At 72.1% G+C, this 25,280-nt stretch carries 26 protein-coding genes and 1 pseudogene; 12 read left to right on the plus strand and 15 right to left on the minus strand.

Annotation, left to right across the window (positions count from 1 at the left end):
- Nucleotides 1-29 precede the first annotated feature (29 nt).
- Nucleotides 30-1,541: a BTAD domain-containing putative transcriptional regulator gene (locus ACFZB9_RS31865; RefSeq protein ID WP_391453006.1), complete on the plus strand. Its 1,512-nt coding sequence runs from the start codon at nt 30-32 to the stop codon at nt 1,539-1,541.
- A gap of 1 nt (nt 1,542) precedes the next feature.
- On the opposite strand, the gene ACFZB9_RS31870 is transcribed toward ACFZB9_RS31865, so the two are convergent.
- From ACFZB9_RS31870 to ACFZB9_RS31880, 3 genes are all read right to left on the minus strand, one after another.
- Entirely contained in the window at nt 1,543-2,073 is a 531-nt protein-coding gene (locus tag ACFZB9_RS31870) for a hypothetical protein (RefSeq protein ID WP_391453008.1), read from the minus strand.
- Between the two features lie 135 nt (nt 2,074-2,208).
- Nucleotides 2,209-3,096: a CAP domain-containing protein gene (locus ACFZB9_RS31875; protein ID WP_391453010.1), complete on the minus strand. Its 888-nt coding sequence runs from the start codon at nt 3,094-3,096 to the stop codon at nt 2,209-2,211.
- Nucleotides 3,097-3,270: 174 nt separating this feature from the next.
- Nucleotides 3,271-3,825 carry a CGNR zinc finger domain-containing protein gene (locus ACFZB9_RS31880; protein WP_391453011.1) on the minus strand — a complete coding sequence of 185 codons (555 nt, stop codon included), beginning with the start codon at nt 3,823-3,825 and terminating at the stop codon, nt 3,271-3,273.
- A 177-nt stretch (nt 3,826-4,002) separates the two neighbouring features.
- Here ACFZB9_RS31880 and ACFZB9_RS31885 point away from each other — a divergent pair, with 177 nt between their 5' ends.
- The 4 genes from ACFZB9_RS31885 to ACFZB9_RS31900 all read left to right on the plus strand — a co-directional run bounded on the left by ACFZB9_RS31885 (nt 4,003) and on the right by ACFZB9_RS31900 (nt 6,506).
- Nucleotides 4,003-4,491: a VOC family protein gene (locus ACFZB9_RS31885; RefSeq protein ID WP_391453093.1), complete on the plus strand. Its 489-nt coding sequence runs from the start codon at nt 4,003-4,005 to the stop codon at nt 4,489-4,491.
- Nucleotides 4,492-4,528: 37 nt separating this feature from the next.
- Entirely contained in the window at nt 4,529-5,497 is a 969-nt protein-coding gene (locus ACFZB9_RS31890; protein ID WP_391453012.1) for a pyridoxamine 5'-phosphate oxidase family protein, read from the plus strand.
- Nucleotides 5,498-5,577: 80 nt separating this feature from the next.
- The gene (locus tag ACFZB9_RS31895) at nt 5,578-5,988 is read left to right on the plus strand and encodes a VOC family protein (protein ID WP_391453014.1); all 411 of its coding nucleotides are present in this window, start codon (nt 5,578-5,580) and stop codon (nt 5,986-5,988) included.
- A gap of 53 nt (nt 5,989-6,041) precedes the next feature.
- Entirely contained in the window at nt 6,042-6,506 is a 465-nt protein-coding gene (locus ACFZB9_RS31900) for a helix-turn-helix transcriptional regulator (RefSeq protein WP_391453015.1), read from the plus strand.
- A gap of 122 nt (nt 6,507-6,628) precedes the next feature.
- Here the strand turns inward: ACFZB9_RS31900 and ACFZB9_RS31905 are convergent, their stop codons facing one another.
- The 3 genes from ACFZB9_RS31905 to ACFZB9_RS31915 form a co-directional block, all read right to left on the minus strand.
- Nucleotides 6,629-7,984 carry a M1 family metallopeptidase gene (locus ACFZB9_RS31905; RefSeq protein ID WP_391453017.1) on the minus strand — a complete coding sequence of 452 codons (1,356 nt, stop codon included), beginning with the start codon at nt 7,982-7,984 and terminating at the stop codon, nt 6,629-6,631.
- Nucleotides 7,985-8,006: 22 nt separating this feature from the next.
- Nucleotides 8,007-11,873: a Pls/PosA family non-ribosomal peptide synthetase gene (locus tag ACFZB9_RS31910; RefSeq protein ID WP_391453018.1), complete on the minus strand. Its 3,867-nt coding sequence runs from the start codon at nt 11,871-11,873 to the stop codon at nt 8,007-8,009.
- Nucleotides 11,874-12,156: 283 nt separating this feature from the next.
- Nucleotides 12,157-12,369: a hypothetical protein gene (locus ACFZB9_RS31915; protein ID WP_391453019.1), complete on the minus strand. Its 213-nt coding sequence runs from the start codon at nt 12,367-12,369 to the stop codon at nt 12,157-12,159.
- Nucleotides 12,370-12,576: 207 nt separating this feature from the next.
- Here ACFZB9_RS31915 and ACFZB9_RS31920 point away from each other — a divergent pair, with 207 nt between their 5' ends.
- Nucleotides 12,577-13,683 (plus strand): NADH:flavin oxidoreductase/NADH oxidase, encoded by a 1,107-nt coding sequence (locus ACFZB9_RS31920; protein ID WP_391453020.1) that lies wholly within the window; start codon nt 12,577-12,579, stop codon nt 13,681-13,683.
- A 30-nt stretch (nt 13,684-13,713) separates the two neighbouring features.
- Here the strand turns inward: ACFZB9_RS31920 and ACFZB9_RS31925 are convergent, their stop codons facing one another.
- Both ACFZB9_RS31925 and ACFZB9_RS31930 read right to left on the minus strand, forming a co-directional pair.
- The gene (locus ACFZB9_RS31925) at nt 13,714-13,995 is read right to left on the minus strand and encodes a hypothetical protein (protein WP_391453021.1); all 282 of its coding nucleotides are present in this window, start codon (nt 13,993-13,995) and stop codon (nt 13,714-13,716) included.
- 111 nt (nt 13,996-14,106) lie between these two features.
- Nucleotides 14,107-14,835 carry a FadR/GntR family transcriptional regulator gene (locus ACFZB9_RS31930; RefSeq protein ID WP_391453022.1) on the minus strand — a complete coding sequence of 243 codons (729 nt, stop codon included), beginning with the start codon at nt 14,833-14,835 and terminating at the stop codon, nt 14,107-14,109.
- A 298-nt stretch (nt 14,836-15,133) separates the two neighbouring features.
- On the opposite strand from ACFZB9_RS31930, the gene ACFZB9_RS31935 reads away from it, so the two are divergent.
- Together ACFZB9_RS31935 and ACFZB9_RS31940 are read left to right on the plus strand one after the other, a co-directional pair.
- Entirely contained in the window at nt 15,134-15,634 is a 501-nt protein-coding gene (locus tag ACFZB9_RS31935; RefSeq protein ID WP_391453094.1) for a gluconokinase, read from the plus strand.
- Entirely contained in the window at nt 15,631-17,010 is a 1,380-nt protein-coding gene (locus tag ACFZB9_RS31940) for a gluconate:H+ symporter (protein ID WP_391453023.1), read from the plus strand. Before ACFZB9_RS31935 ends, ACFZB9_RS31940 begins: the two co-directional genes overlap by 4 nt.
- A gap of 110 nt (nt 17,011-17,120) precedes the next feature.
- Here ACFZB9_RS31940 and ACFZB9_RS31945 read toward each other — a convergent pair whose 3' ends face one another.
- Nucleotides 17,121-17,906, minus strand: a complete 786-nt coding sequence (locus ACFZB9_RS31945; RefSeq protein WP_391453025.1) for a LysR substrate-binding domain-containing protein — start codon at nt 17,904-17,906, stop codon at nt 17,121-17,123.
- Nucleotides 17,907-17,965: 59 nt separating this feature from the next.
- On the opposite strand from ACFZB9_RS31945, the gene ACFZB9_RS31950 reads away from it, so the two are divergent.
- Nucleotides 17,966-18,373, plus strand: a complete 408-nt coding sequence (locus ACFZB9_RS31950) for a DUF5997 family protein (protein ID WP_391453026.1) — start codon at nt 17,966-17,968, stop codon at nt 18,371-18,373.
- A gap of 356 nt (nt 18,374-18,729) precedes the next feature.
- Here ACFZB9_RS31950 and ACFZB9_RS31955 read toward each other — a convergent pair whose 3' ends face one another.
- A complete protein-coding gene (locus tag ACFZB9_RS31955; protein ID WP_391453028.1) occupies nt 18,730-19,665 on the minus strand; it encodes a GlxA family transcriptional regulator in 936 nt (311 codons plus the stop codon).
- A gap of 72 nt (nt 19,666-19,737) precedes the next feature.
- On the opposite strand from ACFZB9_RS31955, the gene ACFZB9_RS31960 reads away from it, so the two are divergent.
- Entirely contained in the window at nt 19,738-20,073 is a 336-nt protein-coding gene (locus ACFZB9_RS31960; RefSeq protein WP_391453030.1) for a cupin domain-containing protein, read from the plus strand.
- A gap of 485 nt (nt 20,074-20,558) precedes the next feature.
- Here ACFZB9_RS31960 and ACFZB9_RS31965 read toward each other — a convergent pair whose 3' ends face one another.
- Together ACFZB9_RS31965 and ACFZB9_RS31970 are read right to left on the minus strand one after the other, a co-directional pair.
- Nucleotides 20,559-21,323: a maleylpyruvate isomerase family mycothiol-dependent enzyme gene (locus ACFZB9_RS31965; RefSeq protein ID WP_391453032.1), complete on the minus strand. Its 765-nt coding sequence runs from the start codon at nt 21,321-21,323 to the stop codon at nt 20,559-20,561.
- Entirely contained in the window at nt 21,320-21,547 is a 228-nt protein-coding gene (locus tag ACFZB9_RS31970; protein ID WP_391453034.1) for a helix-turn-helix domain-containing protein, read from the minus strand. Before ACFZB9_RS31970 ends, ACFZB9_RS31965 begins: the two co-directional genes overlap by 4 nt.
- A gap of 218 nt (nt 21,548-21,765) precedes the next feature.
- Here ACFZB9_RS31970 and ACFZB9_RS31975 point away from each other — a divergent pair.
- A pseudogene (locus ACFZB9_RS31975) lies at nt 21,766-22,032 on the plus strand (glycosyltransferase family 1 protein); the annotation flags it as partial.
- A gap of 225 nt (nt 22,033-22,257) precedes the next feature.
- On the opposite strand, the gene ACFZB9_RS31980 reads toward ACFZB9_RS31975, so the two are convergent.
- Genes ACFZB9_RS31980 through ACFZB9_RS31990 form a run of 3 tightly spaced genes read right to left on the minus strand, consistent with a single transcriptional unit; the run spans nt 22,258 to nt 23,360 of the window.
- Nucleotides 22,258-22,524 (minus strand): Txe/YoeB family addiction module toxin, encoded by a 267-nt coding sequence (locus tag ACFZB9_RS31980; protein WP_034090621.1) that lies wholly within the window; start codon nt 22,522-22,524, stop codon nt 22,258-22,260.
- Nucleotides 22,521-22,799: a type II toxin-antitoxin system Phd/YefM family antitoxin gene (locus ACFZB9_RS31985; RefSeq protein ID WP_391453036.1), complete on the minus strand. Its 279-nt coding sequence runs from the start codon at nt 22,797-22,799 to the stop codon at nt 22,521-22,523. Before ACFZB9_RS31985 ends, ACFZB9_RS31980 begins: the two co-directional genes overlap by 4 nt.
- Before the next feature lie 33 nt (nt 22,800-22,832).
- Nucleotides 22,833-23,360, minus strand: a complete 528-nt coding sequence (locus ACFZB9_RS31990) for an SMI1/KNR4 family protein (RefSeq protein WP_391453038.1) — start codon at nt 23,358-23,360, stop codon at nt 22,833-22,835.
- Between the two features lie 503 nt (nt 23,361-23,863).
- On the opposite strand from ACFZB9_RS31990, the gene ACFZB9_RS31995 reads away from it, so the two are divergent.
- Nucleotides 23,864-24,937 carry a hypothetical protein gene (locus ACFZB9_RS31995; protein WP_391453040.1) on the plus strand — a complete coding sequence of 358 codons (1,074 nt, stop codon included), beginning with the start codon at nt 23,864-23,866 and terminating at the stop codon, nt 24,935-24,937.
- The last annotated feature ends 343 nt before the right edge of the window (nt 24,938-25,280 follow it).

Genomic DNA, 25,280 nt, shown 5'->3' on the forward strand with positions numbered 1-25,280 from the left:
GACGGGGACGACGGGGGAGGGGCCACCCCATGGCACTCAGCTTCGCGCTGCTCGGCACGGTGCGGGCCACGCGGGTGGGTCAACCGCTCGACGTGGGTCGGCCGCAGCAGCAGGCGGTGCTGTCGGCACTGCTGCTCGCGCCGGGGCGGCCGGTCACGGACCGTCAGCTGATCGAGGCGGTCTGGGGCGAGGACGAGGAGGGCTGGCCGCGCGATCCGACGGCCGCCCTGCGCACACACGTCAGCCGGATCCGCCGGCTGCTGGCCGACCCGGTGGCCGGTCGCGCCTCGGTGCTGGCCTCCATCACCGGCGGCTACCGGCTGGAGCTGCCACCCGAGCGGATCGACGCGCACCGTTTCGAGAGCGCGCTGGCCGAGGCCGCCGCGCGTCAGGAGGACGATCCGGCCGCCGCCTGGACGCTGCTCGGGACCGCCCTGGACCTGTGGACCGGCCCGGCGTTGACGGGCGTGCCCGGTGCCGGGGCCGAACGCAGCCGGGCCAAGCTGGCCGAACGTCGGCTGTCGGCACTGGAGTTGCGGCTTGAGCTGGGTATGCGGCTCGGTCGGCATGCAGAACTCCTCGTTGAGGCAGAGGAGTTGGCCGAGCAGTACCCGCTGCGCGAGCGGCTGCACTATCTGCGGATGCGGGTGCTGTGCGGCTGTGGGCGCCAGGCCGAGGCGGTGGCGGCCTTCCAGCGGGCGCGGCAGATCCTGGACGAGGAGCTGGGGTTGGCCCCCGGCGCGGCGCTGACCGAGTTGTACCAGCGGATCCGGCGGGCCGTGCGGCAGCCCGCCGCACGGCCCCGGCCCTCTCAACTTCCCTCGGCCACCGCTGACTTCACCGGACGGAGTGAAGAAATCGCGCTTCTGCTCGGAAAGTTGGGGGAGGTCGGACGGTCCGCCGCGCCGGTGCTGGTGATCGGGGGGCCGTCCGGAGTCGGCAAGTCGGCACTGGGGATCCAGGCGGCGCAGCTGGCCCGTGGGGACTACCCCGACGGCCAGCTCTACGCGGATCTGGGCGCGAGCCGCGGTGGCCCGGCGGCGGCCGCCGACGTGCTGCCGGCCTTCCTGCGGGCGCTGGGCGCGGATCCGCACGGCCCCGCCGAGCTGCTGGCGGCCCGCTACCAGCAGGCGCTGGCCGGGCGGCGGGTGCTGGTGCTGCTGGACGACGCCGCCGACGAGGCGCAGGCCGGACCGCTGCTGCCGCGGGACCCGGAGTGCGCGGCACTGGTCACCTGCCGCTCGCCGGCGGCGGGGCTCCCGGTCGCGGTGCCCATCGAGGCGGCCGGCGGGCCCGCCCCCGCCCGGCTGGAGCTCGGCCCGCTCGACCTCGTGCAGGCCTGCGCGCTGGTCGCCGCCATCATCGGCGCGGCCCGGGCGGCCGCCGAGCCGGACGCCGTCCAACGGCTGGTCGCGGCCTGTGGCGGCGTGCCGTCCGCCATCCGGTCGGCGGCCGGGCGGCTGGCCGCCCGGCCGCGCTGGGCGGTGGCAGAGCTGGCCGGGCGGCTGGCCCGGGCCGAGCCGGTGGCACCCGCCCCGTGACTCAGAGGACCTTCAGCGTGTGGCCCCAGACGGGGACGAACGCGCCGTAGGCGATCATGCCGTTCAGCTGGTAGCGCCCGTCGTCGCCCCAGATGTACAGGTGGCCGCCGGCGTCCAGGGTCGCGTACATGCCGTTGTACTGGCTCCCCTTGAAGGTGTTGGTCCACCAGCAGGCGTGACCGTCGGCCGCGTAGACCACCAGGTTCCCGTCCACCTGCATGACCGCCTTGGCGCCGCAGCCCACGGTGTTGCTCGACCAGACGGGCTGCGCGTGGTCCCAGTTGCCGTCCGTCGTCACGTAGCCGACGAGGTTGCCGTCCGACTGCATGATCATCCGGCCGGTGCTGTAGGGGCCGGGGCTGTCGACGTGCCAGCCCGGGTAGAGCGGCTCGTCGTTCCAGATGGTCGCGGAGCCGGGGTTGTAGGCGGCCTGGGCGCTGCCGCCGGTGGCCAGGACGCCGGTGGCGGCGAGGATGCCCGCCGTGGCCAGCCCGAGAATCCGCCGGGCGGCCCGTCCGGTGCGCTGAGTCATGCCAACTGCCTTTCACTGTTCCAAGGGACCGAGTGCCGGCACGCCGGAGAAGCGGCCGGTCACTCGGGAAGCAATCTATAGGTCGCCAATAAACAGATGATCAATTTCGATGATCGAGAGGCGACCGACAGCGCGTCAGGACATGAAGTCCTGCGCCCACCAGTAGGTGCCATTGGCCACGGTCAGGGCGACACCGGAGTACTTGTAGTCGCCGAGGATGTTGCCCCGGTGGAGCGGCTCGTTGATCCAGGCCTGGACCACCGACTGCGCGTCGGTCCACATGCCGGGCGCACCCGCCGCGTTCTGCGCGAAGCCGCCGAGGGGGTGCGAGTAGCTGTAGGCGTGCAGCGTGTCGAAGATGTGGTCGATGGTGTAGTGGCCCTGCTGGTTGTGGGCGGCCTCGGCGTTCGCGTCGTCCTGCGCGGTGCGGGCGAGAACCGGGTCGGCCTGCAGCGCCGGCTTGCCGTTCTGCGCCCGGTAGTTGTTGACCAGGTCGAACACTTGCTGCTCAAGGCAGCACGGCCCGGGCTGCGGCGGCTGGAACTGGGGCACGGGCTGGGACCAGCGCTGGGCCGCGCTGTAGTTGCAGGTGTAGATCTGCAGCTGGGTGCCGTTGGCGGTGTTGCCGCCCGGCACGTCGAGGCACTTGCCGGACTGCGGGTTGACCAGCACGCCGCCCTCGGCGTAGGCCCACTGCTGCGAACCGGTGCCGTTGCAGTCGTACAGCTGGACCGGCGTGCGGTCGACGGTCCCGCCCGACGTGACGTCCAGGCACTTGCCGAGCGCCGCCAGCGTGCCGCCGCTGTACGTCCAGGTCTGCGCGTTGCTGGCGTTGCAGTCGTAGAGCTGCACGGCCGTTCCGTTGGCGGTGCCGGCCGCCCGGACGTCCAGGCACTTGCCCGCCAGGCCACTGACCGAGCCCGTCGGGCCGGTGTCGGCCTGGGCCCCGGTGGTGAAGCCGGCGGTCGCCGCGAGGACGGTGGCCGCGGTGAGCGCCACCTTGGTCAGCGTGCGGATGGTCATGCGTGTCCCTCTCCATTCGGTCGGTGTCGAACCGGAAGGTCCGCACCGCTCGGGGAGGACGTTAGAAAGGCCTGATCAACGCAGCCTTGACACGCCTACCAGCGCGTTCAGCGGGGGCGGGGGTGGGGGCGGGGGCGGGCAGGCTACCGGTCCCGCGGCGCGCAGCACGCCGTTTCAGGAGGGCTTGCTGCGGGCGTAGTGCCGTGAGGCCTTCGCACGGTTGCCGCAGGAGGCCATCGAGCACCAGCGGCGGGTGCCGTTCTTCGAGATGTCGTGGAAGTGCAGCACGCAGTCGGGGTGCGCGCAGGAGCGGATCCGCTCGGGCGCCTCGGCGAGCAGGCGCAGGTAGTCGGCGGCGGCCTGCCAGGCCGGCAGCCACGCGGGGTCGTCGGTGCGGACCTGGTCGACCGGGCCGTCCGGGCCGAGCCGGCGGTCGATCGAACCGTGCGCGAGAACGGCGTTGAGTGCCGCGCGAGCCTCCGGGCCGTCCCCGTGGTCCACCAGCCGGGCGATCGCCGCGCGGGCGGCGTGCGCCGCGTCGAGCGTGGCCCGGTCGGCGGTGGTGCGCTCGGCCAGGCCGTTGAGCTCCAGCCAAGTCGCCAGCCCGGCAACGGAGTCCAGCAGGTCACGCGGACTGCCACCGCTGTTCCAGCGGGTGTTGAGCAGGTCCAGGCTGAGCGGCTCGCCCGGCAGTGGACGCGGGTCCTGCGGCGGCACCTGCTGGGACATCGGGCTCCTCTTCTCGCGTGACCTCCTGATTCTAACCGGCAAACTGCACCGTTGCCGGTTGACGTCCACTTTCTATAACCCCCATACTCGATCACAGAGGTTAGCGAGAGGCCGGTCCCGGCCTTCCGCCCGTTCCGGACCCCGCGAGGAGCCACCGCCATGACCCAGGCCGCCGCCATGACCCAGAGCACTGCCACCGAAACCGCCCGGAGCACCGGCCTGACCAGCCTGAAGACCGGCCACATCGGCCTCAACGTCACCGACCTCGACCGGTCCAGCGCCTTCTACCAGCGGGTGTTCGGCTTCGAGGTGGTCAACCGCAGTACCGACTCCGAGCGTCCGTGGCACTTCCTGGGCCGCGACGGCCAGTTGATGGTCACCCTCTGGCAGCAGAGCGAGGGCCGCTTCTCCACCGCCGCGCCCGGCCTGCACCACCTCTCCTTCGAGGTGCCGGACATCGAGGACGTCCTGCGGGCCGAGCAGGTGCTGCGCGCGCTGGGCGCCGAGTTCGAGCACGAGGGCGTGGTCCCGCACGGGGAGGGTGCCGCCTCGGGCGGGATCTTCTTCACCGACCCGGACGGCACTCGCCTGGAGATCTACACCGCGTCCATCGCCGGTGCCGGCGCCGCCCCGAGCGGCACCGCCCCGACCTGCGGTTTCTTCTAGACCGTCGCCATCGCGCCCACCATTCCCGGAGGCAGCCGTGAACACTCTCGCCGACCACCCCGCCCCCGATGCCTCCGGTGAGGAACTGGTCCGCCGCCGCGCCGGGTTCGCCCGCGCCGGCTACTCGGGTCCGACCAAGCACCGGCGGATGCCCGCCGTCGCCGCGGAGTTCCTCACCGCCCAACCGATGCTCGTGGTCGGCGCGACCGATGCCGAGGGCCGGGTCTGGGCGGGCCTGCTGACCGGCCGGCCCGGGTTCCTGCACGCCGAGCATCCGGTGGCCGGCCTCGCGGACGGCGACGGCCCGGACGCCGACACCCCGGACACCGTCGCGATCCAGGCGCGCCCGGTGCCCGGCGACCCCCTGGCGGACGTCCTCGCCGCGCCGGCCGAGGTCGGCAGTATCGCCATCGAACCGGCCCGTCGCCGCCGGATGCGGATGAACGGCCGCGCCACCCCCACCGCCGCCGGCCTGCACCTGACCCTCGCCCAGGTCTTCTCCAACTGCCCCAAGTACATCCAGACCCGGGACTTCGGCTTCGCCGAGCCGGCCACCCCGAGCCCCGTGACAGCGCTGCACGGGCAGACACTGACGGTGCGTCAGCAGCTCGACATCGGCACCGTCGACACCTTCTTCATCGCCACCGCCGACCGCGGCGGCCGACCGGACGCCTCGCACCGGGGCGGCAACCCCGGCTTCGTCCGGGTGCTCGGCCCGGACCGGCTGGTCTTCCCGGACTACCTCGGCAACGCGATGTTCGCCACCCTCGGCAACCTCCAGGAGAACCCCGCAGCCGGCCTGCTCTTCGTCGACTGGGAGACCGGCACCACCCTCCAGCTCACCGGCACCGCCCGTACCGACTGGGACCCGACGCACATCGCCGAAGTCCCGGGCGCCGAACGGCTGGTGGAGTTCACCGTGCGCCAGGTCGTGGAGCTGCGCGGCGCTCACCCGCTGCGCTGGACCGAGCCCGGCTACTCCCGCTTCAACCCGCCGGCCGCCTGAATGCGGGCAGCACGCCGGACGGCCGGACCGGTCAGTTTTCGAGAAGCGCGGGCCGTCGAGCCAGACCTAGCATGGCGGCCATGGACATCACCATTCATACCAGCGTCCTCCCGCACGACGACCCGGACGCGTCGCTCGCCTTCTACCGCGACAGCCTCGGCTTCGAGGTCCGCAGCGACGTCGGAAAGGGCACGATGCGCTGGATCACCGTCGGCCCCGTCGGTCAGCCCGACACCTCCATCCTGCTGGCACCGCCGGCCGTCGACCCCGGGATCACCGAGGACGAGCGCCGCACCATCGCCGAGATGATGGCCAAGGGCACCTACGGCTGGATCCTGCTGGCCACCCGGGACCTCGACGCCACCTTCGAGAAGGTGCAGGCCGCCGACGCCGAGGTGGTCCAGGAACCGACCGAGCAGCCGTACGGCATCCGCGACTGTGCCTTCCGCGACCCTGCGGGCAACCTGATCCGCATCCAGGAACTGCGCTGAGGGATGCGCCGGACCTGGTGGCGCTCACGGAGATCGACGAGGGGAGTTCTCGCATGTGTCACCCCGCCTGGGCCCGCGCCCGCGCCGAGGCGCAGCGCCTGAGCGATCTGGCACGGCTGCGCCGGGTCCGCGACCGGATCGACCGGGAGTACGCGCAGCCGCTGAACGTCGAGGCGTTGGCCCGCGGCGCGCACATCTCGGCCGGGCACCTCAGCCGCCAGTTCCGGCTCGCGTACGGCGAGTCGCCGTACGCGTACCTGATGACGCGTCGCATCGAGCGCGCGGCGGCGTTCCTGCGGCGCGGTGACCTGAGCGTCACCGAGGTCTGCTTCGCGGTCGGCTGCTCCTCGCTGGGCACCTTCAGCACCCGCTTCACCGAGCTGATCGGCATGCCGCCCAGCGCCTACCGCCGCCGCACCGCGGGCGCCACAACAGGGCTGCCCGCATGCCCGGCCAAACAGGTGGCCCGCCCGGTCCGGAGGCAGCCGGCGCGGGCCGTCGAGCCGCAGCCGGTCTGAGCTGCGAGAAGTTTGGGCCGCAGCCGGTCTGAGCTGCGAGAAGTTCGAGTCGCAGCCGGTCTGAGTCGCAGCCGGTCGGGGCCGCGAGCGGTCAGCGCGCGGTCAGCGCGCGGCCCGCTCCGTCAGCCCAGCACCGGCAGCGGCGGCAGCGCCCCGGCGAACAGCCAGGCGTCGAACAGCTCCACCAGCGGCTCGGCCGCGTACCGCTGGACGTGCGCCATGAAGTCCGCCGTGGTCACCACCCCGTGCCGCCGCCCGGTCGCCCAGTCCCGCAGCATCCGGTGGAACGCCTCCTCGCCGAGCGCGACGCGCAGCGCGTGCACGGTCAGGCCGCCGCGCTCGTAGAGGCGGTCGTCGAACATCAGCGTCCGGCCCGGGTCGGCCAGGCACAGGTCCTGGGGGAGCGGGGCGAGCATCCGGTGCGCCTCGGCGGCGTGCGCCTGGGCGCTGCGGCCGCCCGCGTGCTCGGCCCAGAGCCACTCGGCGTACTTCGCGAAGCCCTCGTTGAGCCAGATGTGCCGCCAGTCCGCGACGGTGACGCTGTTGCCGAACCACTGGTGCGCCAGCTCGTGCGCCACCAGCCGCTCGGCACCGCGCGCCCCGTCCACGTGGTTGGTGCCGAAGCAGGCCATGCCCTGCGCCTCGACCGGGACGTCGAGCTCCTCGTCGGCGACCACCACCACGTACGCGTCGAACGGGTAGGGCCCGAACAGCTCGGTGAAGTACCGCATCATCCGCGGCTGCCGTCCGAAGTCGGCGGCGAACCGCGACACCTGCGCCAAGGGCACGTACCCGGCCTGCGGCACCGCGCCGGGCTCGGCGTCGACCAGCAGCACCCGCTCGAAGGCGCCGATCGCTATCCCGACCAGGTAGCTGGCGGTGGGCGCGGCCTGCTCGTAGACCCAGGTGGTGCTGCTGGCCTTGGTGGTGCGGGTGAGCAGCCGGCCGCCGGTGACCACCGCGTACGACGAGGGCGTGGTGATCGAGATCAGGTACGAGGCCTTGTCGGCGGGCCGGTCGTTGCACGGGAACCAGGACGGCGCGCCCACCGGCTGGCTGGCCACCAGGGCCCCGTCCGTCAGCTCCTCCCAGCCGAGCCCGCCCCAGTCGCTGCGCACCGGCCTCGGGTTGCCGCTGTAGTGCACCTCCACGGTGAACGCGGCGCCCGCGGCCGGCACCCGGGCCGGGCGGATCCGCAGCCTGCCGCCCCGGTGGGCGTAGTGCGCGGCCTTGCCGTCCACCAGCACCCGCCCGATCCGGAAGTCGGCCAGGTCCAGGGTGAACTCGCGCAGCGGCTCGGGACCGGCCAGCGCGCTGAGCCGGGCGGCCCCGGCCAGCCGGTTGGGACCGGGACGGTAGTCCAGGGTCAGCTCGTAGCGGTGCACCCGGTAGCGGGGGTCGCCGTTGTTCGGGAAATAGGGGTCGACCTGCTTGCCACCCACCGCTGCGATCGCTCCCTGCTCTTCCGTACCGTTCATGCCGAGATCCCGGTCCCGCGCCTCAGGCCTGCCAGGCCTCGATCGGGTTGCCCAGCCAGCGGGTGTCCGCCGGGACGGACTCGGCGCGCATCACCAGGGAGGCCGGACCCAGCGTGCTGCGGGCGCCGATGGTGCTGCCGGGCAGCACGATCCCACCCGGGCCCAGGGTGGCACCCGCACGCAGCACCACAGTATCCATGCGCATGATCCGGTCATGGAAGAGGTGGGTCTGCAGGACACAGCCGCGGTTGATGCTGACCCCCTCGCCCAGGGTGACCAGGTCGGCCTCGGGCAGCCAGTAGCTCTCGCACCACACCCCGCCTCCGATCCGGGCGCCCAGACCGCGCAGCCAGAGCGTCATGACCGGCGTGCCGGGCACCGCGCCGACCAGCCACGGCACGGCCAGCACCTCGGTGAAGGTGTCGGCCAGCTCGTTGCGCCAGACGAACGAGCTCCACAGCGGGTGCTCGACCGCCCGGAAGCGGCCGACCAGCAGCCACTTGGCGGCCAGCGAGACCAGGCAGGCCAGCGTCCCGGCCGCCAGCAGCACCACGCCGCAGAGCGGCGCGATCAGCCAGGGCGAGCCCAGCGCGCAGAGCGCGGCGGCGGTCAGCACCCCGAGCGCGGCCGAGCAGAGCACCGGGACCAGCCGGCAGACCTCGACCAGGCCGCGGGCCCAGAGCAGCCGGGCCGGCGGGTCGTAGGTCAGGCTCTGGTCCGCGGTGTCGGCGGCGCGCGGCAGCCGCACCGGCGGCATGCCGAGGTAGGAGCTGCCCTTCTTGGCCTTCTTCGGGGTCGCGGACAGCACGCCGACCAGGCCCCGGTCCGGCACGGCGCGCCCGGGTGCGGTCATCCCGGAGTTGCCCAGGAAGGCGCGGCGGCCGATCTCGGCCCGGCCGATCCGCAGCCAGCCGCCGCCCAGCTCGTAGGGGGCGATCAGGGTGTCGTCGGCGAGGAAGGCGCCCTCGCCGACCGTGGTCAGGCTGGGCAGCGCGAGCACGGTGGAGACCTCGGCGCGCCGGCCGACCTTCATGCCCAGCAGGCGCAGCCAGACGGGGGTGGCCAGGCCCGCGTAGAGCGGGAAGAGGGTCTCCCGGGCCAGGTCCATCAGCTGGCTGACCGTCCAGGCCTGCCAGCCGACCCGCCCGTGCAGCGGGTGGTGGCCGGTGCGCAGGCCCAGGCTCAGCAGCCGGACGGCGGCCAGCACCAGCAGCGCGTAGCAGAGCCCGTAGGCCAGCGTGGCCGGGAGGACGGCCAGCAGCGCGCCGCCGAGTGCCGCGCCGAGCCCACCGGTGGACGGGACGAACCGCAGCGCCACCAGCAGCGCGGGCACCGCGGCCAGCAGCGGCAGCGCGCTCAGCGCGAAGCCGGTCAGCCCGTACACCGCGGACCAGCGCCGCAGGTGCGGCGGCCGCTGCTCGGGCCAGGCGCGCTCCGCCTTGCCGAGCTTGACCGCGGGCGCCCCGGCCCAGCGCTGCCCGGTGGGGACCTGCCCGGTGACGCCGGAGCCCGGGGCCACCTCGGCCCGCTTGCCGACCCGCGCGCCCGGCAGCAGCGTGCTGCGGGTGCCGATCACCGCGCCCGAGCCGACCCGAAGCGCGCCGATCTCCAGCCGGTCGCCGTCCAGCCAGTGGCCGGACAGGTCCACCTCGGCCTCCACCGCGCACCCCTTGCCGAGCCGCAGCATGCCGGTGACCGGCGGCAGCGAGTGCAGGTCGACGTCCTCGGCGATCCGCGCCCCCAGGGCCCGCCCGTAGCGGTTCAGCCAGGAGCCGGAGAGCTCGGTGGCACCGCTGTACTCGGCCAGCCGCTCGGCCGTCCACAGCCGCAGGTGCACGCTGCCGCCGCGCGGGTAGCTGCCGGGCCGCACCCCGCGCAGCAGCAGCCGCGCGCCGCCGGCCGCGATCGCGAGCCGGCCCGGCGCGCTGAACAGCAGCAGGCCGGACGCGCCCAGCAGCCACCACGAGGCGGTCGGCGCCCAGGGGTAGCGGCCGAACCAGTGCAGCACGTTGCCGAGCGCCAGCAGCGCGGTGGTCCAGCGCAGGCCGACCAGGGTGAAGAGCGGGACGAGCAGCAGCAGCTGCACCAGCTTGGCGCGCAGCGGGGTGGGCGCGATCTCGCGCGTGGCGCCGTCGCCCTGGCCCGAGCGCTCCAGGTGACGGGCCAGCTTGCGCAGCACCGGCTGCTGGTAGATGTCCAGCACGGCGGCGGACGGGTAGCGGGTGCGCAGCAGCGTGGTGAGCCGGGCGGCGGCCAGGCTGCCGCCGCCGATCGCGAAGAAGTCGTCGCGTGCGCTGGTCACCGGCACGCCCAGGATCTCGCTCCACTGCTCGGCCAGCCAGGCCTCGGTGCCGTAGAGCTGCTCGACGGGGCCGGTGTCGCCCAGGTGCAGCGGCCAGGGCAGCGCGTCGCGGTCGACCTTGCCGGAGGTGCGGGTGGGCAGCTCGGCGACCGGCGCGAGCAGCGGCACCAGCGCGGCCGGCAGTTCGGCGCGCAGTTTCGCCACCGCCGCCTCGCGGTCGAAGCCCTCCTGGGTGACCAGGTAGCCCACCAGCAGCTGGTTGCCGCCGCGTGCCGTCCGCACGGCCGCCGCGGCGCCCGCCACGCCCGGCAGCGCCTGCAGCGCCGCGTCCACCTCGCCCAGCTCGATCCGCCGACCGCCGAGCTTGATCTGCTCGTCCGCGCGGCCCAGGAAGACCAGGCCCTCGGGCTCGGCGCGCACCAGGTCGCCGCTGCGGTAGGCGCGCTGCCAGCCGAGCGACTCCAGCGGCGCGTACTTCTCGGCGTCCTTGGCCGGGTCCAGGTAGCGGGCCAGGCCCACCCCGCCGATCACCAGCTGGCCGCTCCCGCCCATCGGCACCGGCAGGCCGGCCTCGTCGACCACGGCCAGCTCCCAGCCGTCCAGCGGCAGGCCGATCCGCACCGGGCCCTCGCCGGTCAGCAGCGCGCCGCAGGCGACCACGGTGGCCTCGGTCGGGCCGTAGGTGTTCCACACCTCGCGGCCCTCGGTGACCAGGCGCTCGACCAGCTCGGGCGGGCAGGCCTCGCCGCCGAAGATCAGCAGCCGGACGTCGCCCAGCGACTCGGCGGGCCACAGCGCGGCCAGCGTCGGCACGGTGGAGACCACGGTGATCTCCTGCTCGGCGAGCCAGGGGCCCAGGTCGGCGCCGCCGCGCACCTGTGCGCGCGGCACCGGCACCAGGCAGGCGCCGTGCCGCCAGGCCAGCCACATCTCCTCGCAGGAGGCGTCGAAGGCGACCGAGAGACCGGCCATCACCCGGTCGCCGGGCGCGATCGGCTCCTCCTGCAGGAAGAGCGCGGCCTCGGCGTCCACGAAGGCGGCGGCGTTGCGGTGGGTGACGGCCACGCCCTTGGGCTTGCCGGTGGAGCCGGAGGTGAAGATGATCCAGGCGTCCTGCTCGGGGCCGGGGCGCCGGTCGATGCCGCTGCCGGGCCGCAGCACGGTCAGCTCGCCGCCCGCGCCCAGCACAGCGGTCACCTCGGCCTCGCCGAAGACCAGGTCGGCGCGCTCCTGCGGGTCCTCGGCGTCCACCGGTACGTAGGCGGCGCCGGCCGCGAGCACCGCCAGGATCCCGACGTAGAGGTCGTTGGTGCCGGACGGGACCCGGACGCCGACCCGGTCGCCGAGCCCGACACCGGCGGCGGTCAGCCGACGGCGCAGCGCGGCCACCTCGGCGGCCAGCGCGCGGTAGCTGAGCTGGGTGCGCCCGTCGTCGAGGGCGGGCTCCTGCGGGTGGGCGCGCACGGTGGCGTCCAGCAGGTCGACCAGGGTGCGCGGCGCGGGGGCCGGCCGGGTGCCGAAGCGCGCGAGTTCGCCACCGGGGGCGGCCGGCTCCTGCCGGTCACCCTGGGTGCTGATCTGCGTCATGACAGCCATCCGGTCCTCATCCCTCGTCCCCCACCAGGCTCCCACCATCCCCGCTGACCTGCGAGGATGCCGCCCGTTCGGCCGGCCGGGGCTGGTGGTGAGCACAACAACCCATCGATGGTAGTCCGGTGCGCCACCGTTCGTCGGGTGGCCGAAGTGGCCAACTTGCCGTGATCGGCTCGAAGCTGACGTCGAATCAGATCTCATCGAAGGCGCGGGGGAAGAAGAATGACGGACCGTCAGTCGAATTGACGGTCCGTCAGGTCGGATTTCGGAATGTGACTCAGGCGACACCGGATGGGCGCGTCCGGTGCGGTGGTCGGCAGGGCGGGCCGTCGGGGGCGGCCTTCAGGGGGCCGTACTGCTGCCGACAGTGCGCCTCGGCGGGGCCGGTGGGCCGGGTGGTGTCGAGGGGCCGCGCCTGCGCGGGGGTGGGCACGGCGAGCAGGACGAGGGCGGCGGCGTAGAGCGCCGCGCGGATGCGCAGGGAGATCACGACGCACAGGGGTATCAGGAGGTTACGCGGCGCGCCCAAAGCGTCACCCGATCGTGGGCGAGCCGGATGGCGCAGGTCCGGGCGCCCCTGCTGTCGACCCTGTCGATCGTCCTACTGTACGAATAGTCTCGTACAGAGTCGGTCTTCCGTAGTACGATCATTCCCGTACTGGCCGATCCGACCGGACCCGACCGCTAGGAGCCTTGAGTGTCTGCCCTGTTCGAGCCCATCACGCTGCGCGGACTGACCGTCCCCAACCGGGTCTGGATGGCCCCGATGTGCATGTACTCGGCTGCCGCCGAGGGTCCGGAGACCGGAGTGGTCACCGACTTCCACCTCACCCACCTGGCCAGCCGGGCCGCCGGCGGCGCCGGCCTGGTGATGGCCGAGGCGACCGCGGTCGTGCCGGAGGGCCGGATCAGCCCCTTCGACCTCGGCCTGTGGAACGAGCGGCAGCAGCAGGAGCTGGCCCGGGTGACCGCCGCGATCCGCGGCTACGGCTCGGTGCCCGCGATCCAGCTCGCCCACGCCGGACGCAAGGCGTCCACCCGCTCGCCGTGGGTCGGCGGCCAGGCGATCCCCGAGGGCGAGGGCGGCTGGCGCGCCGTGGCTCCCAGCCCGCAGGCGTTCGAGGGCCACCCGGACCCGGACGAGCTGACCGTCGAGCAGATCGGCGAGATCGTCCGCGCCTTCGCGGCCGCCGCCGAGCGGGCGCTGGCGGCCGGCTTCCAGGCCGTCGAGGTGCACGGCGCGCACGGCTACCTCACCCACTCCTTCCTCTCCCCGAACTCCAACCACCGCACCGACGCCTACGGTGGCTCCTTCGAGAACCGGATCAGGTTCGCACTGGAGGTCTCGGCCGCGGTCCGTGCCGTCTGGCCCGCCGACCTGCCGGTCTTCTTCCGCACCTCGGCCACCGACTGGCTGACCGAGAACCCCGAGGACGAGCGGGAGGGCTGGACCGGCGAGGACACCGTGCGCCTGGCCAAGGCGCTGCAGGCCGTTGGCATCGACCTGCTGGACGTCTCCACCGGCGGACTGGTGGCGGGCGCGCGGATCCCGGTCGCGCCCGGCTTCCAGGTGCCGTTCGCCGAGCAGGTGCGCAGCTCCACCGGGCTGCCGGTCGGCGCGGTCGGGCTGATCACCGAGGCCACGCAGGCGGAGCAGATCATCGCCGAGGGGCGCGCCGATGTCGTCCTGCTCGGCCGTGAGCTGCTGCGCAACCCCTACTGGGCGCAGCACGCCGCGCGCGAGCTGGGCGTCGAGCGCCGCTGGCCGTCCCAGTACGCCGTCGCCGTCGGCGCGCAGGGCTGATCGCCGCGCCGTCCGCCCCGCGTGGTCGAGTCAGCGGGGAGGGCGGCTGCCGGTCAGCGGTGAGTCGCGCCCGGGTCCGCGGCGGCGCTGGGCGGCGATCTGACGGGCGATCACGATCTCCAGCAGGCACCAGAGGATCCCGAACACGCCCACCCCGCTGACCAGCAGTGCCACCGCCATGGTCCGCCGGGCATGGGCGAGCGAGGCGAGCGTGGCGACGGTCAGGCCGACCTGCGTGAAGGCCACGAAGAGCACGGTGCGCACGGCTGCCGCGCGCACCTCGTCCGGCATCCGTCGGCGTGCAGCGGACATCGGTGGCAACCCCCGGGTGATCGAACCGGGCGGTCTGGCGCGCCCGTATGTACCGTTTGCCCGCCGCGCCCGGCGCAAAACCGCGAGGCGGGCGCACGCCCCCAGCGTGTGTCAGAGCTGCTGCCCCGGCTGGGCGACCGGCGCGGCATCCAGTTCCGTGGCCAGTTCGGCCAGCGCGCCCGTGACGATGGTGCGCATCGCCTGCTCGGCCCGCTCGGGCGCGCCCGCGCAGATCGCCTCCGCCACCTCCCGGTGCAACTGCACGGCGTAGGCGCGCGGCTGGTGCGGCATCAGGTTGTGCTCGGTCCGCCCGGTGAGCACCGCCCCCACGGTGTCGCCCAGGTGCGCGAACATCTCGTTGCCGGAGGCGCGCAGCACGGTGGCGTGGAACTCGATGTCGTGCCGCAGGAACGAGACCAGGTCGGCGGCCCGTGCGGTGACCGTCAACTCGACTGCCAGCGCGCTCAGTTCACGGCACTGGTCGGCGGTGGCGTACTGCGCGGCGAGCGCGGCGGCGGCCGGCTCGACGGCCACGCGCAGCGAGCCGAGCGAGCGCAGCTGGGCCGCGCGGTCGGCGCCGGCCAGTCGCCAGCGGATCACCAGCGGATCGAAGACGTCCCAGTCCCGCCGGGGCTGCACGGTGATCCCGATCCGCCGCTTGGAGGCCACCAGCCGCATCGACTCCAGGATCCGCACCGCCTCGCGGACCACGGTGCGCGACACCCCGAACCGCGCCTCCAGCTCCTCGATCCGCAGCACCGCCCCCTCGGGGATCTCGCCCGCCGCGATCGCCGGCCCGAGCTCGGCGAGCAGTTTGCCGGGCAGTCCCTGGATCTCCATCCGCTCAGCCTAGAGGACCGGCATGGGCACGCCGACAAGTATGACGATTTGATGTCGGGACCTTGAATAAGTCATACCTTTACGAGGATAGTGACGTCATCGCAGGCGCCGCGCGGAGAACCAGACCGCCGGGTCCGCCCCGAACGTGTCAGGAGCAGAACCCATGGCTCTCAGCGCCGAGAACCAGCCGACCGGACCGTCGTCCGGACCGTCGTCCGGCCAGCCGTCCGACCCGTCGACCGACCCGTCGTCCGACCAGCCGACCGACCTGTCGGACCCCGCACCGCTGATCGTGGTGATGGGCGTCTCCGGCGTCGGCAAGACCACCGTCGCCCGGCTGCTCGCCGACCGCCTCGGCCTGCCGTACGCGGAGGCCGACGACTTCCATCCGGCCGGCAACATCGCCAAGATGACCGCCGGCATCCCGCTGGACGACGCCGACCGCGCCCCCTGGCTGCACGCCCTGGCCGGCTGGCTGCACGAGCGCGGCGAGGCCGGAACCGGGGGAGTGGTCACCTGCTCCGCGCTCAAGCGCCACTACCGCGACACCCTGCGCGCCGGCTGCCCCGCGGCGTACTTCCTGCACCTGGACGGCAGCCGCCGGCTGGTCGCCGGCCGACTCGCGCTGCGCACCGGCCACTTCATGCCGCCCTCGCTGCTCGACTCCCAGTACGCCCTGCTCGAACCGCTCCAACCGGACGAGCACGGCGCCGTGCTGGAGCTCGGCGCGCACAGCCCCCACGAACTCGTCGAGCTGGCCGTCGCATTGCTGCGGCCCGTCAATGGAGACCTCGATTGAACCCCCACCTCCTGGCTGCGGGCCTCCCGCACACCCACAGTGACGGGCGACTGCTGCTCGCCACCCTGCTCAGCATCGGCGTCATCGTGCTGGCGATCAGCCGGCTGAAGCTGCACCCCTTCCTCGCGCTCACGGTCGGCTCCGGCCTGCTCGCGGCCATCGCGGGCGCGCCGTTCGACCAGCTGATGACGAGCTTCTCCACCGGCTTCGGCGCCACCGTGACGAGCGTGGGCCTGCTGATCGGGCTGGGCGCGATGCTCGGCAAGCTGCTCGCCGACTCGGGCGGGGCGAACATCATCGCGGACACCGTGCTGGCCCGCTCCAGCAAGCGGATGCTGCCGTGGGCGATGGCGCTGATAGCGGCGGTGCTGGGGCTGCCGCTCTTCTTCGAGATCGGCGTGGTGCTGCTGATCCCGATCGTGCTGCTGGTCGCCCGGCGCGGGAACCTGAGCGTGATCCGGGTCGGCATCCCGGCACTGGCCGGCCTCTCCGTGCTGCACGGGCTCATTCCGCCGCACCCCGGCCCGCTGGTCGCGGTCGACGCGCTGAAGGCCAACCTGGGCGTCACCTTGGCGCTCGGCCTGCTGATCGCGGTCCCCACCCTCGTCATCGCCGGCCCGCTCTTCGCCCGCCTCGCCGAGCGCTGGGTCGGCCCGCTGACGCCGCCGCAGGCCATCGCGGCCGAGCAGCCCGAACGCTCCGGCCCGGCCCCCTCCTTCGCCGCGGTCCTCGCCACCATCCTGCTGCCCGTCGTGCTGATGCTCGCCAAGGCACTGGCGGACGTGGTGATCGACAACCCCAAGGACCACGTCCAGCGCATCCTCGACTTCATCGGCTCCCCGCTCATCGCCCTGCTGCTCGCCGTCCTGCTGGCGATGCTCACGCTGGGCCGGGCGGCGGGCTTCACCAAGGCGCGGATCTCGCAGACGGTGGCCTCCTCGCTCGGCCCGATCGCCGGCATCGTCTTCATCGTCGGCGCGGGCGGCGGCTTCAAGCAGACCCTGGTCGACGTGGGTGTCGGCGACGCGGTCAGTCACTGGGCGACCAGGCTGCACATCTCCGCCCTGCTGCTCGGCTGGCTGATCGCGGTACTGATCCGCCTCGCCACCGGTTCGGCCACGGTGGCCACCATCACGGCGGCGGGCATCGTCTCCCCGCTGGCCACCGGGATGTCCAGCACCCACACGGCGCTGCTGGTGCTGGCCGTCGGCGCGGGCTCGCTCTTCTTCTCCCATGTGAACGACGCGGGCTTCTGGCTGGTCAAGGAGTACTTCGGGATGAGCGTGGGCCAGACCCTGAAGAGCTGGTCGGTGATGGAGACGGTCATCTCGGTGGTGGCGATCGCCCTGATCCTGCCCCTGAGCCTGATCATCTGATCCTGCCCCTGAGCCTGATCATCTGAGCCTGATCATCTGAGCCTGATCATCCGGCCCCTCGGACGATGCCCTGCCCCGAAGCAGCACCGCCGCCGAACGGAAGAGACGGCTCAGCCGCGCCGCTTCGGCTTGCCGCCGCCCCGCTTCGGGGCAGCGCCGCCCCTGCTGCCCGCCGAAGGCCGCGGCTTCCCCGGAGTCTTCGGCCGGCCGGCTTTCGGCGACTGGGGCTTTTGGGGCTGGGCGCCCTTCTTCGTCTCGGCGGCGGGGGTGGACGGCTGGACGCCGCGACCGCGCGAGCTGTTGACCGTCCGGCCGCGGACGATGCCGATGAACTCCTCCACCAGCTCCGTCGTCCGGTCCTGCGGCCAGGCCAGCGCCACACTGGACTGCGGCGCTTCCACGATCGGGCGGTAGGTGAGGTCGCGGCGGTGGTGCAGCCGGGCCAGCGACTGCGGTACCAGCAGCACGCCGATGTTGGCTGCCACCAGTTCGATCGCATCAGCGGTGGTGGCCGGGCGCTCGATGGCCGGGCGGCCGGGCAGCTCGCCCGGCCAGTCCAGGGCGTCGTCGAGGGGGTGGAACACCACGTCCTCGGCGAGGTCGGCAAGCGCGACCTCCTCGGCGGCGGCGAGCCAGTGGTCCTTGGGGAAGAGCACGACGGTGGCCTCGGTGTAGAGCGGGATCGCGCTGAGTACGTCCCGGTCGACCGGCAGCCGGACCAGCCCGGCATCCGCGGTGCCCTCGCGCAGGGTGCCTTCGCCCTCGCCGACCGGGACGGCGAGGAGGTCGAGGGGCACGTCCGGGAGCCGCTCGCCCCAGACCCGGACCCATTTGCCGGGGTTCACGCCCGGGACGTACACGAGTCGGAAGGACGTGTTCACCTGCGTCTCTGTCACAGCGCAAGGCTACCGACCGTGATTGGGGAGCGCCCGCGTACTCCTTTACCCTTGCCTCCATGACAGCGCTCAAGCAGAAGACCAGCCAGACCATGAAGCCGGCCACCGCGGCCAAGAAGCTGGGGATCTACCTCGACGCGGCGCCGATCGGCTTCCAGGAGGGCGTGGTCTCCCGCGAGGAGCTCAATGCGCTGCAGGCCGAGCCGCCGCAGTGGCTCCAGGACTTGCGCCAGCACGGCCCACACCCGCGTCCGGCGGTTGCCGCCAAGCTCGGCGTCTCGATCTCGGGCCTGGCCCGCGGCGGGGTGACGGAGGCGCTCACGAGCGAGCAGATCGAGGCGATCAAGGCCGAGAACCCGCTCTGGCTCCAGCACGAACGCGCAAACCAGGCGGACGTCCGCAAGGAGGCCGCCCGGATCAAGGAGATGCACGAGCAGGAGGCCGCCAAGGCCGCCAAGGCCCGCTGACCCGCGGATCCGGCCGATTCGCCCCCTGCGCAATAACGGCGCCGATGTCCGTCCCTGCCGCCGGACGGCCCCACCTGGCAACGGACGGGCAGATCGCGCTGGCCGCAGGGGTGACACAGAACACCCGGCGAGGCGGGCGACGCTGTTCGTCACCGGGCACGGCAACCAGCGGCCACGCTCGGAGTGCGACCCGCCCCGAGCCCATCGTGAACACCGCCGGCCCGATGACCACTGCCGGCTTACGCCGAAGGCCCCGACCGCACTGCGGTCGGGGCCTTCGAGCAGGGCGAGGGATGCGAGATTCGAACTCGTGAGGGGTTGCCCCCAACACGCTCTCCATTTCTCCCGAATGCGGATCACGGGACCCGGAACGCCCGCCGGTAGGCGCCCGGAGTCGTGCCTGCCTGGGCGCGGAAGCGGCGGCGCAGGTTGACCGCAGAGGTGAGGCCGACGCGAGCCGCGATCGCCTCGACCGGCAAGTCCGTCTCCTCCAGCAAGGTGCGTGCTGCGGCCAGCCGCCGCGAGAGTAGCCATGCGCCCGGGCTCGTGCCGAGTTGATCGGCGAAGCGCCGGGCCAGGGTGCGGGGCGAGACGCCGAGGTGCGCGGCCAGCCTGTCCACCGACAACGGTGCCCCGAGGCGCTCGTCGGCCCAGTCGAGAAGGCCGCCGAGCGCCTCCCCGGGCAGTGGCGGCGGCGCGTACTGCGCGTGGCCGCCCTCGCGATGCGGCTGCATCACCATGTGCCGCGCGAGCATGGCGGCGAAGGCGGCACCATGGTCGCGCCGGACCAGATGCAGGCACAGGTCGATGCCCGCGCCTGCACCCGCGCTGGTGGCGACGTCACCGTGATCCACGTAGAGCCTGTGCGGCTCCACCCGCACGCGGGGGAACTCACGCCGCAGCTGCTCGGCGCGTGCCCAGTGCGTGGTGGCCGAACGACCGTCCAACAGTCCCGTGCGGGCCAGTGCGAACACCCCGGAACAGATCGTGGCCAGGCGTGCCCCACGCGCGTGCGCCCGCAGCAGCGCGTGGCGCACACGTTCGGAGAGCGGCTCCTCCAGCGGCAGCCAGCCCGGGATGATCACGGTGTCCGCGGACTCGAGCGCCGACAGGTCCTGTGACACAGACATCGCGTACCCGCCCGTGGTCGGTACCGGGCCGGGCGTTTCCGTGCACGTCCCGAAATCGTAGTGCTGCGGCACCCCTGGCCGTTCCGTGCCGAAGACTTCGACGGCGCAGCCGAGTTCGAACGTCGACTGCACCGGCCGCACCAGAGCCACCACACGATGCATGGCAGGAATGTACCCCACGATGTCATCGCAGACCCTCTCCCGCCTCGGCCCGCGCACGGCACTGTTGCAGGCATGCATCCCGAGATCATTGCGCAGGAGGGCTACACCTCCGTCTCTGTCGACGAATCCCCGGTCCGTGAGCTGTTCCCCGGGATCCGGCTGCGTGCCCTGTGGCGGGGACCGACCGGTGCGCAAGCCAACGTGCTGGAGATGGAAGCAGGCACCTCCTGGCCGCGCCGCGACGTCCATGAGCCAGGCCCGGAGGAGGTCTACGTCGTTGCCGGCACCTTCAACGACGGAGCACGTGACTACCCCGCCGGCACCTTCCTGCACGCCCCGGCCGGATCGTGGCACCTGCCCTCCACCACCACCGGCTGCACACTGTTCGTCTTCTACCCCGAGGGCTAGCCCAGGGTCCTGAGTACGACCAGGACTGAGCCCACGAGACGACGATGGCCCCGACCGCGGGCAGGAACGCCGACAGAAGCGGGTCGCTTTCGATCGTCTGCTGGGTTGACCGCATGCCTTCGTCGATGATCGCGTCCCACTTCTCCGTGGCGAACCTGACGCGGCAGGGCAAGTCCTTGATGATCTTCTCGTCGACGGTCAGGTAGTTCGACGCGCGCTGCCCCCTGGCCGCAGGCACGTACGCATCGGCGCCGGCTTGGGCAGGAAGTAGCGAGATGAGGATTGCGTCCCCGCCAGTACAACTGCTGGAAGAGCGGCGAGACTGAGGTCCACTTCGAGGTCGAAGAGTGGCCGGAGTGGAAGAGGCGGCGGCTCGCGGAAATCCTCTTCAGCGATCTCGTCGAGCGCTCAGCCAACGAATCAGCTCCACCGGCCAAGTAGGCCCGGTCGAAGGACCTTCTCAACTCCGGCGATGCTGTGCAGCCTTAGTCCCAGTCCTGCAGCTGCTGGAGCAGGTCGGCGTCGCCCTCCATCCGCAGTGAGTCGGCCGGGATGCGCATGTACATGAGCAGGGCCATCTCGCTCGCCGTGCCGTAGATGGCGGCGGTGGGCTTGCTCTCGGCGGCCTCCGCCGCGGTGCGGCGGGTGAAGCGGGAACCGGCGGCGTCCACCGTCTGGCGCCAGGAGCCAGCCTCGACTGCGTGGTAGTCCATGGTGGCGGGCTCGCCCGGCCACGGGACCGTGCCGGTGCAGACGGTGGCGAGGAACTCCTCGATGGCGTCGACCGCCTCGGTCGTCGGCAGCTCCTGCGGGGTACCGGAGGCCAGCTGGGCGTCGTAGGTGTGGATCAGCGACTCCGGGACGCGGCGGCGGGCCACGGCGGCCACTGTGTGCGGCGAGGCCAGCGGCTCCCACCAGGCCCAGCAGCCCCGGTCCGGGCCGGCCTCGCGCAGAGCAGTAAGCAGCTGCTCCGTCGAGTCGGCCAGCCAGATTATGAGGGCCTCGCGCTCCCTGGGCGCCGCCAGCCCGTCCTTGCTCGGCCGCTCGTCGCCCGGCGCGGTGTTCAGCACGATGTAGGCCCAGAAGCGGTCCCCCTCACTGAGGTGGTTCGCCAGGTCGTACAGCGTCCAGCCCGGGCAGGACGGGACGTCGGCGTCGAGGCTGGGGGCCGCGGCGACGGCGGCGCGAAACGCGGCGGACCGCTCGTCAATCATCCGCAGCAGGGTGGGGAAGTAGAGATGCTCAGTCACGCAGACCTTGTATCACCCGGACCGGGACTCCCGCACTCGATTAGTCGGTCCTCGATCGGCTTGTGCCGGCCGGACTCCACGTGGCTCACGTACGACGGGTCGAAGCCCATCTTGCGGGCGAGCCCCCGCTTGGACAGGCCGCGCACCTCGCGCCAGTACGAGACCTCCGCTGCGAACGCCTCGGCGGCTTGCTCAACGGTCGGGCTGTCGTCGCGCTCGTCCATCGAGGCCCCCGCCCTGGCTGCTGGATGAGATGAATGAACCGTGAGTGATCTCGATTCATCATTCTGTCACGGTCGTGGTCGCCGGTTTCCTTCTTTTGCCAGCCCGGGTCGACGCCCGGGCCGAGAGAGGGAGGGCCCAAGCGATGCGCCTGCTGTACCTGCTCAACGTCTCCAACTCCAGTCAGCTGACTGCCGACTCCGGCTACACCTTCGCCGACATGCTCACCCCGGCCCTGGCCGACGCCGGGGTCGAGGTCACCGTGGCCGCTCCCGTCCAGGCCGGCGACGACCGCGTGCAGTTCACGCGGACCACCTCGCCGTCGACCAAGCACCGGGCCCGCTTCAATCCGGGCGTGGGCGCCCTGGTGCGGCTGTTCCGCCGCCAGCAGCCCGAAGTGGTCGTGGCCAACCAGATCGAGGCCGCCCCCGCGATCCGCGCCGCGCTCCTGGAAGCCGGAGTGGACGCGCGGATCGTCGGCTACTGCCACTACCTGCCGTTCTCCTTCACTGACACCGGCCAACTGGAGCTGGACCCCGCGATGGACGACGGCGGCCCGGACGCAGCGCGGTCCACCGTCCCGACCCGCGGAGAGGTGCCCAGACGAGGGCTGGCCGGACACTCGCGGACGGGGGTGAATGCAACTGGAACTGCAACTGGCCGACATCTCCGCCCGGGCCCCAACGTGTCGGGGCGATCAGAGCGAAACGGGCTACTTGCTGTAGTGGTAGCGGCAGGCGATGACGCACACCGTGTCGGCCTGCTCGTCGAGGACGTAGACCAGGCGGTGTTCCTGGTCGATTCGGCGGGACCAGGCCCCGGCGAGTTCGTGGCGCAGGGGTTCGGGTTTGCCGATGCCCTCGTGGCCGTTGCGGCGGATGTCGTCGATGAGTTGGTTGATGCGTTTGAGGAGGCGGCGGTCGTTCGCCTGCCAGTACAGGTAGTCGGTCCAGCCGCCGTCGGTGAACTGGATCTTCATGCGGACTGCTCGGTGGCGTCCTCGGGGTCGATCAGTTCGCGGTTCTGGGTGCGACCTTCCTGGTAGTCCCGAAGGGACTGACGCAGATGGTCGGCGTTGGCGGGGGAGCGCAAGAGGTAGTCGGTCTCGCGGAGCGATGCGTAATCGGCCAGGGAGACGACGACCAGCGGCTCATGGCCGGCCCGGGTGATGACGAGTTCCTCGGCGTCGTTCTCGACAGCGTCGAGCGCGGCAGCAAGATTGCTGCGGAGCTCAGTCGCACTCATCGTCTTCATAACGTACAGAATAGTGTACGCTCGCTGCCTGGGCTAGGAGGCGAGCCGCCTCGTGGCGTCGGGCCAGGGCTGGGGCTCGGGTGCGCCCTCGGTCATCATGTTCTCCTCCCCCTCCTCCCACCAGCCGGTGCCGTCGAGCCAGGAATTCAGCCACTGTGCGAGTGACGGCGAGTCGGTGAACCACGCCTCCGCCCAGTCTTCGGGGCCGGCGTTCGGTTCGAAGAGCAGGACCGGAGCATCGGGGTCCAGGCAGTCCACCGCGGCGTACATGCCGCAGCCCCAGTCCAGGATCGGCAGGACGCCGTGGGGCCAGTATTCGCAAGGGCCGTACTCGGCAACCGCTGTCCGGCTCTCGCCGACCAGAGGCAGCAGCAGGTACTCGGGACCGAAGCCGCCGTTGGCCACCTCCTGGTACAGCCGGACCAGCAATCGCGGTAGTGGGAAGCCGAGTTCGCGCTCGGCTGCGGCGACCTCCCACTCGCCGACCCGAGCGGGGAGCTCGCCCCTCTCTTGGAGCGCGTGTTCGCGGACGCGAGCGACGATGTCCGAGGGGGCGCTCATGCCGACGACTCCTGCGCCGTGCTGATCGTCTATGCCTGTCATGGCCTGGAACATAGCGATGGCCACTGACGGTGTGGCCTGTGACTGCGGCGCCGTCGATTGAGACTGCAACTGAGATGAAAAAGCAGAGGGCTCGCGCCGCCGAAGCGGTGCGGGCCCTCTGACCTGCGGAGGAGACGAGATCCGAACTCGTGAGGGGTTGCCCCCAACACGCTTTCCAACTCTCCGTCCGGACGTTCGGGGGCGGCCGCAGCCGTCCTGACCTGCGGCGGAGCGGCTCGCCCACCGGGCCCTGAACGGTGCTGGACGAGGGTGAATGCAACCAAAATTGCAACCAGAGCATGGCCTCGTCTTGGCCGCTCAGCCCGGGATTGCTGCTCCGGCACCGCCGGTTGTGCGGCGCTGTCATGATCGAGCCGGGGTCGGACAGCGAGTAAGGCCCGTAGTTGGGCAGCCCACGGTCCAACTGAAGGCCGTGCGAAACCAGGCGCGAGGAGCAACCGGTGAGTGATCTTGAGTTCTACGCGGACGTGCTGTCGACCGGCACGATCCTGGGTCTCGACTCGTCCTGCACCCCCGACCAGGTCACGATGGTGCTGGGCGCCGATTTCGGCGAGCATCGGGCTCGCGGCGTGCTGCTGCGGGACTTCGGGCTGGTGGAATTCACCTGGGAGCGGTCCTCCGCCGACATGCCTTGGTTCGGTCTTCGATTCACCGTCCAGGTTCACCGTCTGGAGACAGCCGGGCCCGCGGTGGTCAATCCCGTACTACAGCGCGCATACGGGGCCTTCCCGGCAACGGCAACGCCGTTCGGCCGAGTTCGTGCACTGCTGGAAGCCGAGGGCTGGCCACTGCAGGAGATCCCTGCCACCGACCCGCAGTTGCGAGAGTTCTGGCAGCCCGACAGCCAGGCCACCGTCCTGCTCGGTCCCCGTCCCGAGGCAGCGACCTTCAACCCCGATGAACTGCCGCTGTACCAGATCAGCGCCCCACTCCCGCCCGGCCTCGCTGCCGTGCGCAGCGCGCCCCATGCCCATCGGACCACCCGAGACCGCCTCAACCACCTCGTTCTGCTCTCCAACGAGGCCCGACTCGACTGGCTGATACGCCGGCAGCCAGCCCAAGCCGATGAGCGCCCCAACTGGTGGCTGTACTACCTGCAGTCGATCGACGCCGGCATAGCTCAGGAGACCGGACCATGGGACAGGTGGATCACCCTCAAGCTCTGGCTCATCGAGCAGAGTGAGAGCCAGGGCATCTTCACTACTCTCGACACGGTGCAGCGGCGCGCCTGGTTCGTCGCAACGCTCCACAACCGCTACGCGCCGCTGCCCGCCGAAGCCGGGATACCCGATGCGGACACCTTGGTCCGAGAGTGCCTCACCGCGATCCCGGGTACCCACGACGACCTGGCACGGAGCGCTGACCTCCGCTCGCACTCCCGCCCGGACCTGCTGCGCTCCCGCCGCGCAAACGGGCTCATCCGAGCAGCCGAGCAGCACCGCTCCCGCATCCGCGATCCTCACCTGGCCGCCGCCCTGGACCAGTGGTCCGCTCTCCGGCCGCTGCTCGTCTGAGCGCGGAGAGTGAACGACGAAGGACCCGGCCGCTGAGCGGCCCTGGACGGGGGTGAATGCAACCAAAACTGCAACCGCAGGAGCTCGTGCGCTGCGGGACTGGTAAAGCGTGTAGGCAACTCGCTGGGGTGTGTCCGACTGCCCGACTCACTCGGGTTGGACGCTTCGACTTGCTGCAACCGCGATGGCCTGATATCCGGGCGGCAGGTCCCATTCGACAACGTGAAGCGCTGCCCGTTCAACGGCTCCGCGTGTCACGCCCATGCTGGCGAGTGGTGTTGCTCCGTGGCGTCTTAGCCACGAGAGGCGGCGATGCTGCTCGACAATACTCAGGGCGGCCCAG

Source organism: Kitasatospora sp. NPDC008050 (genome assembly GCF_042957465.1).
Taxonomy (GTDB): Bacteria; Actinomycetota; Actinomycetes; order Streptomycetales; family Streptomycetaceae; genus Kitasatospora.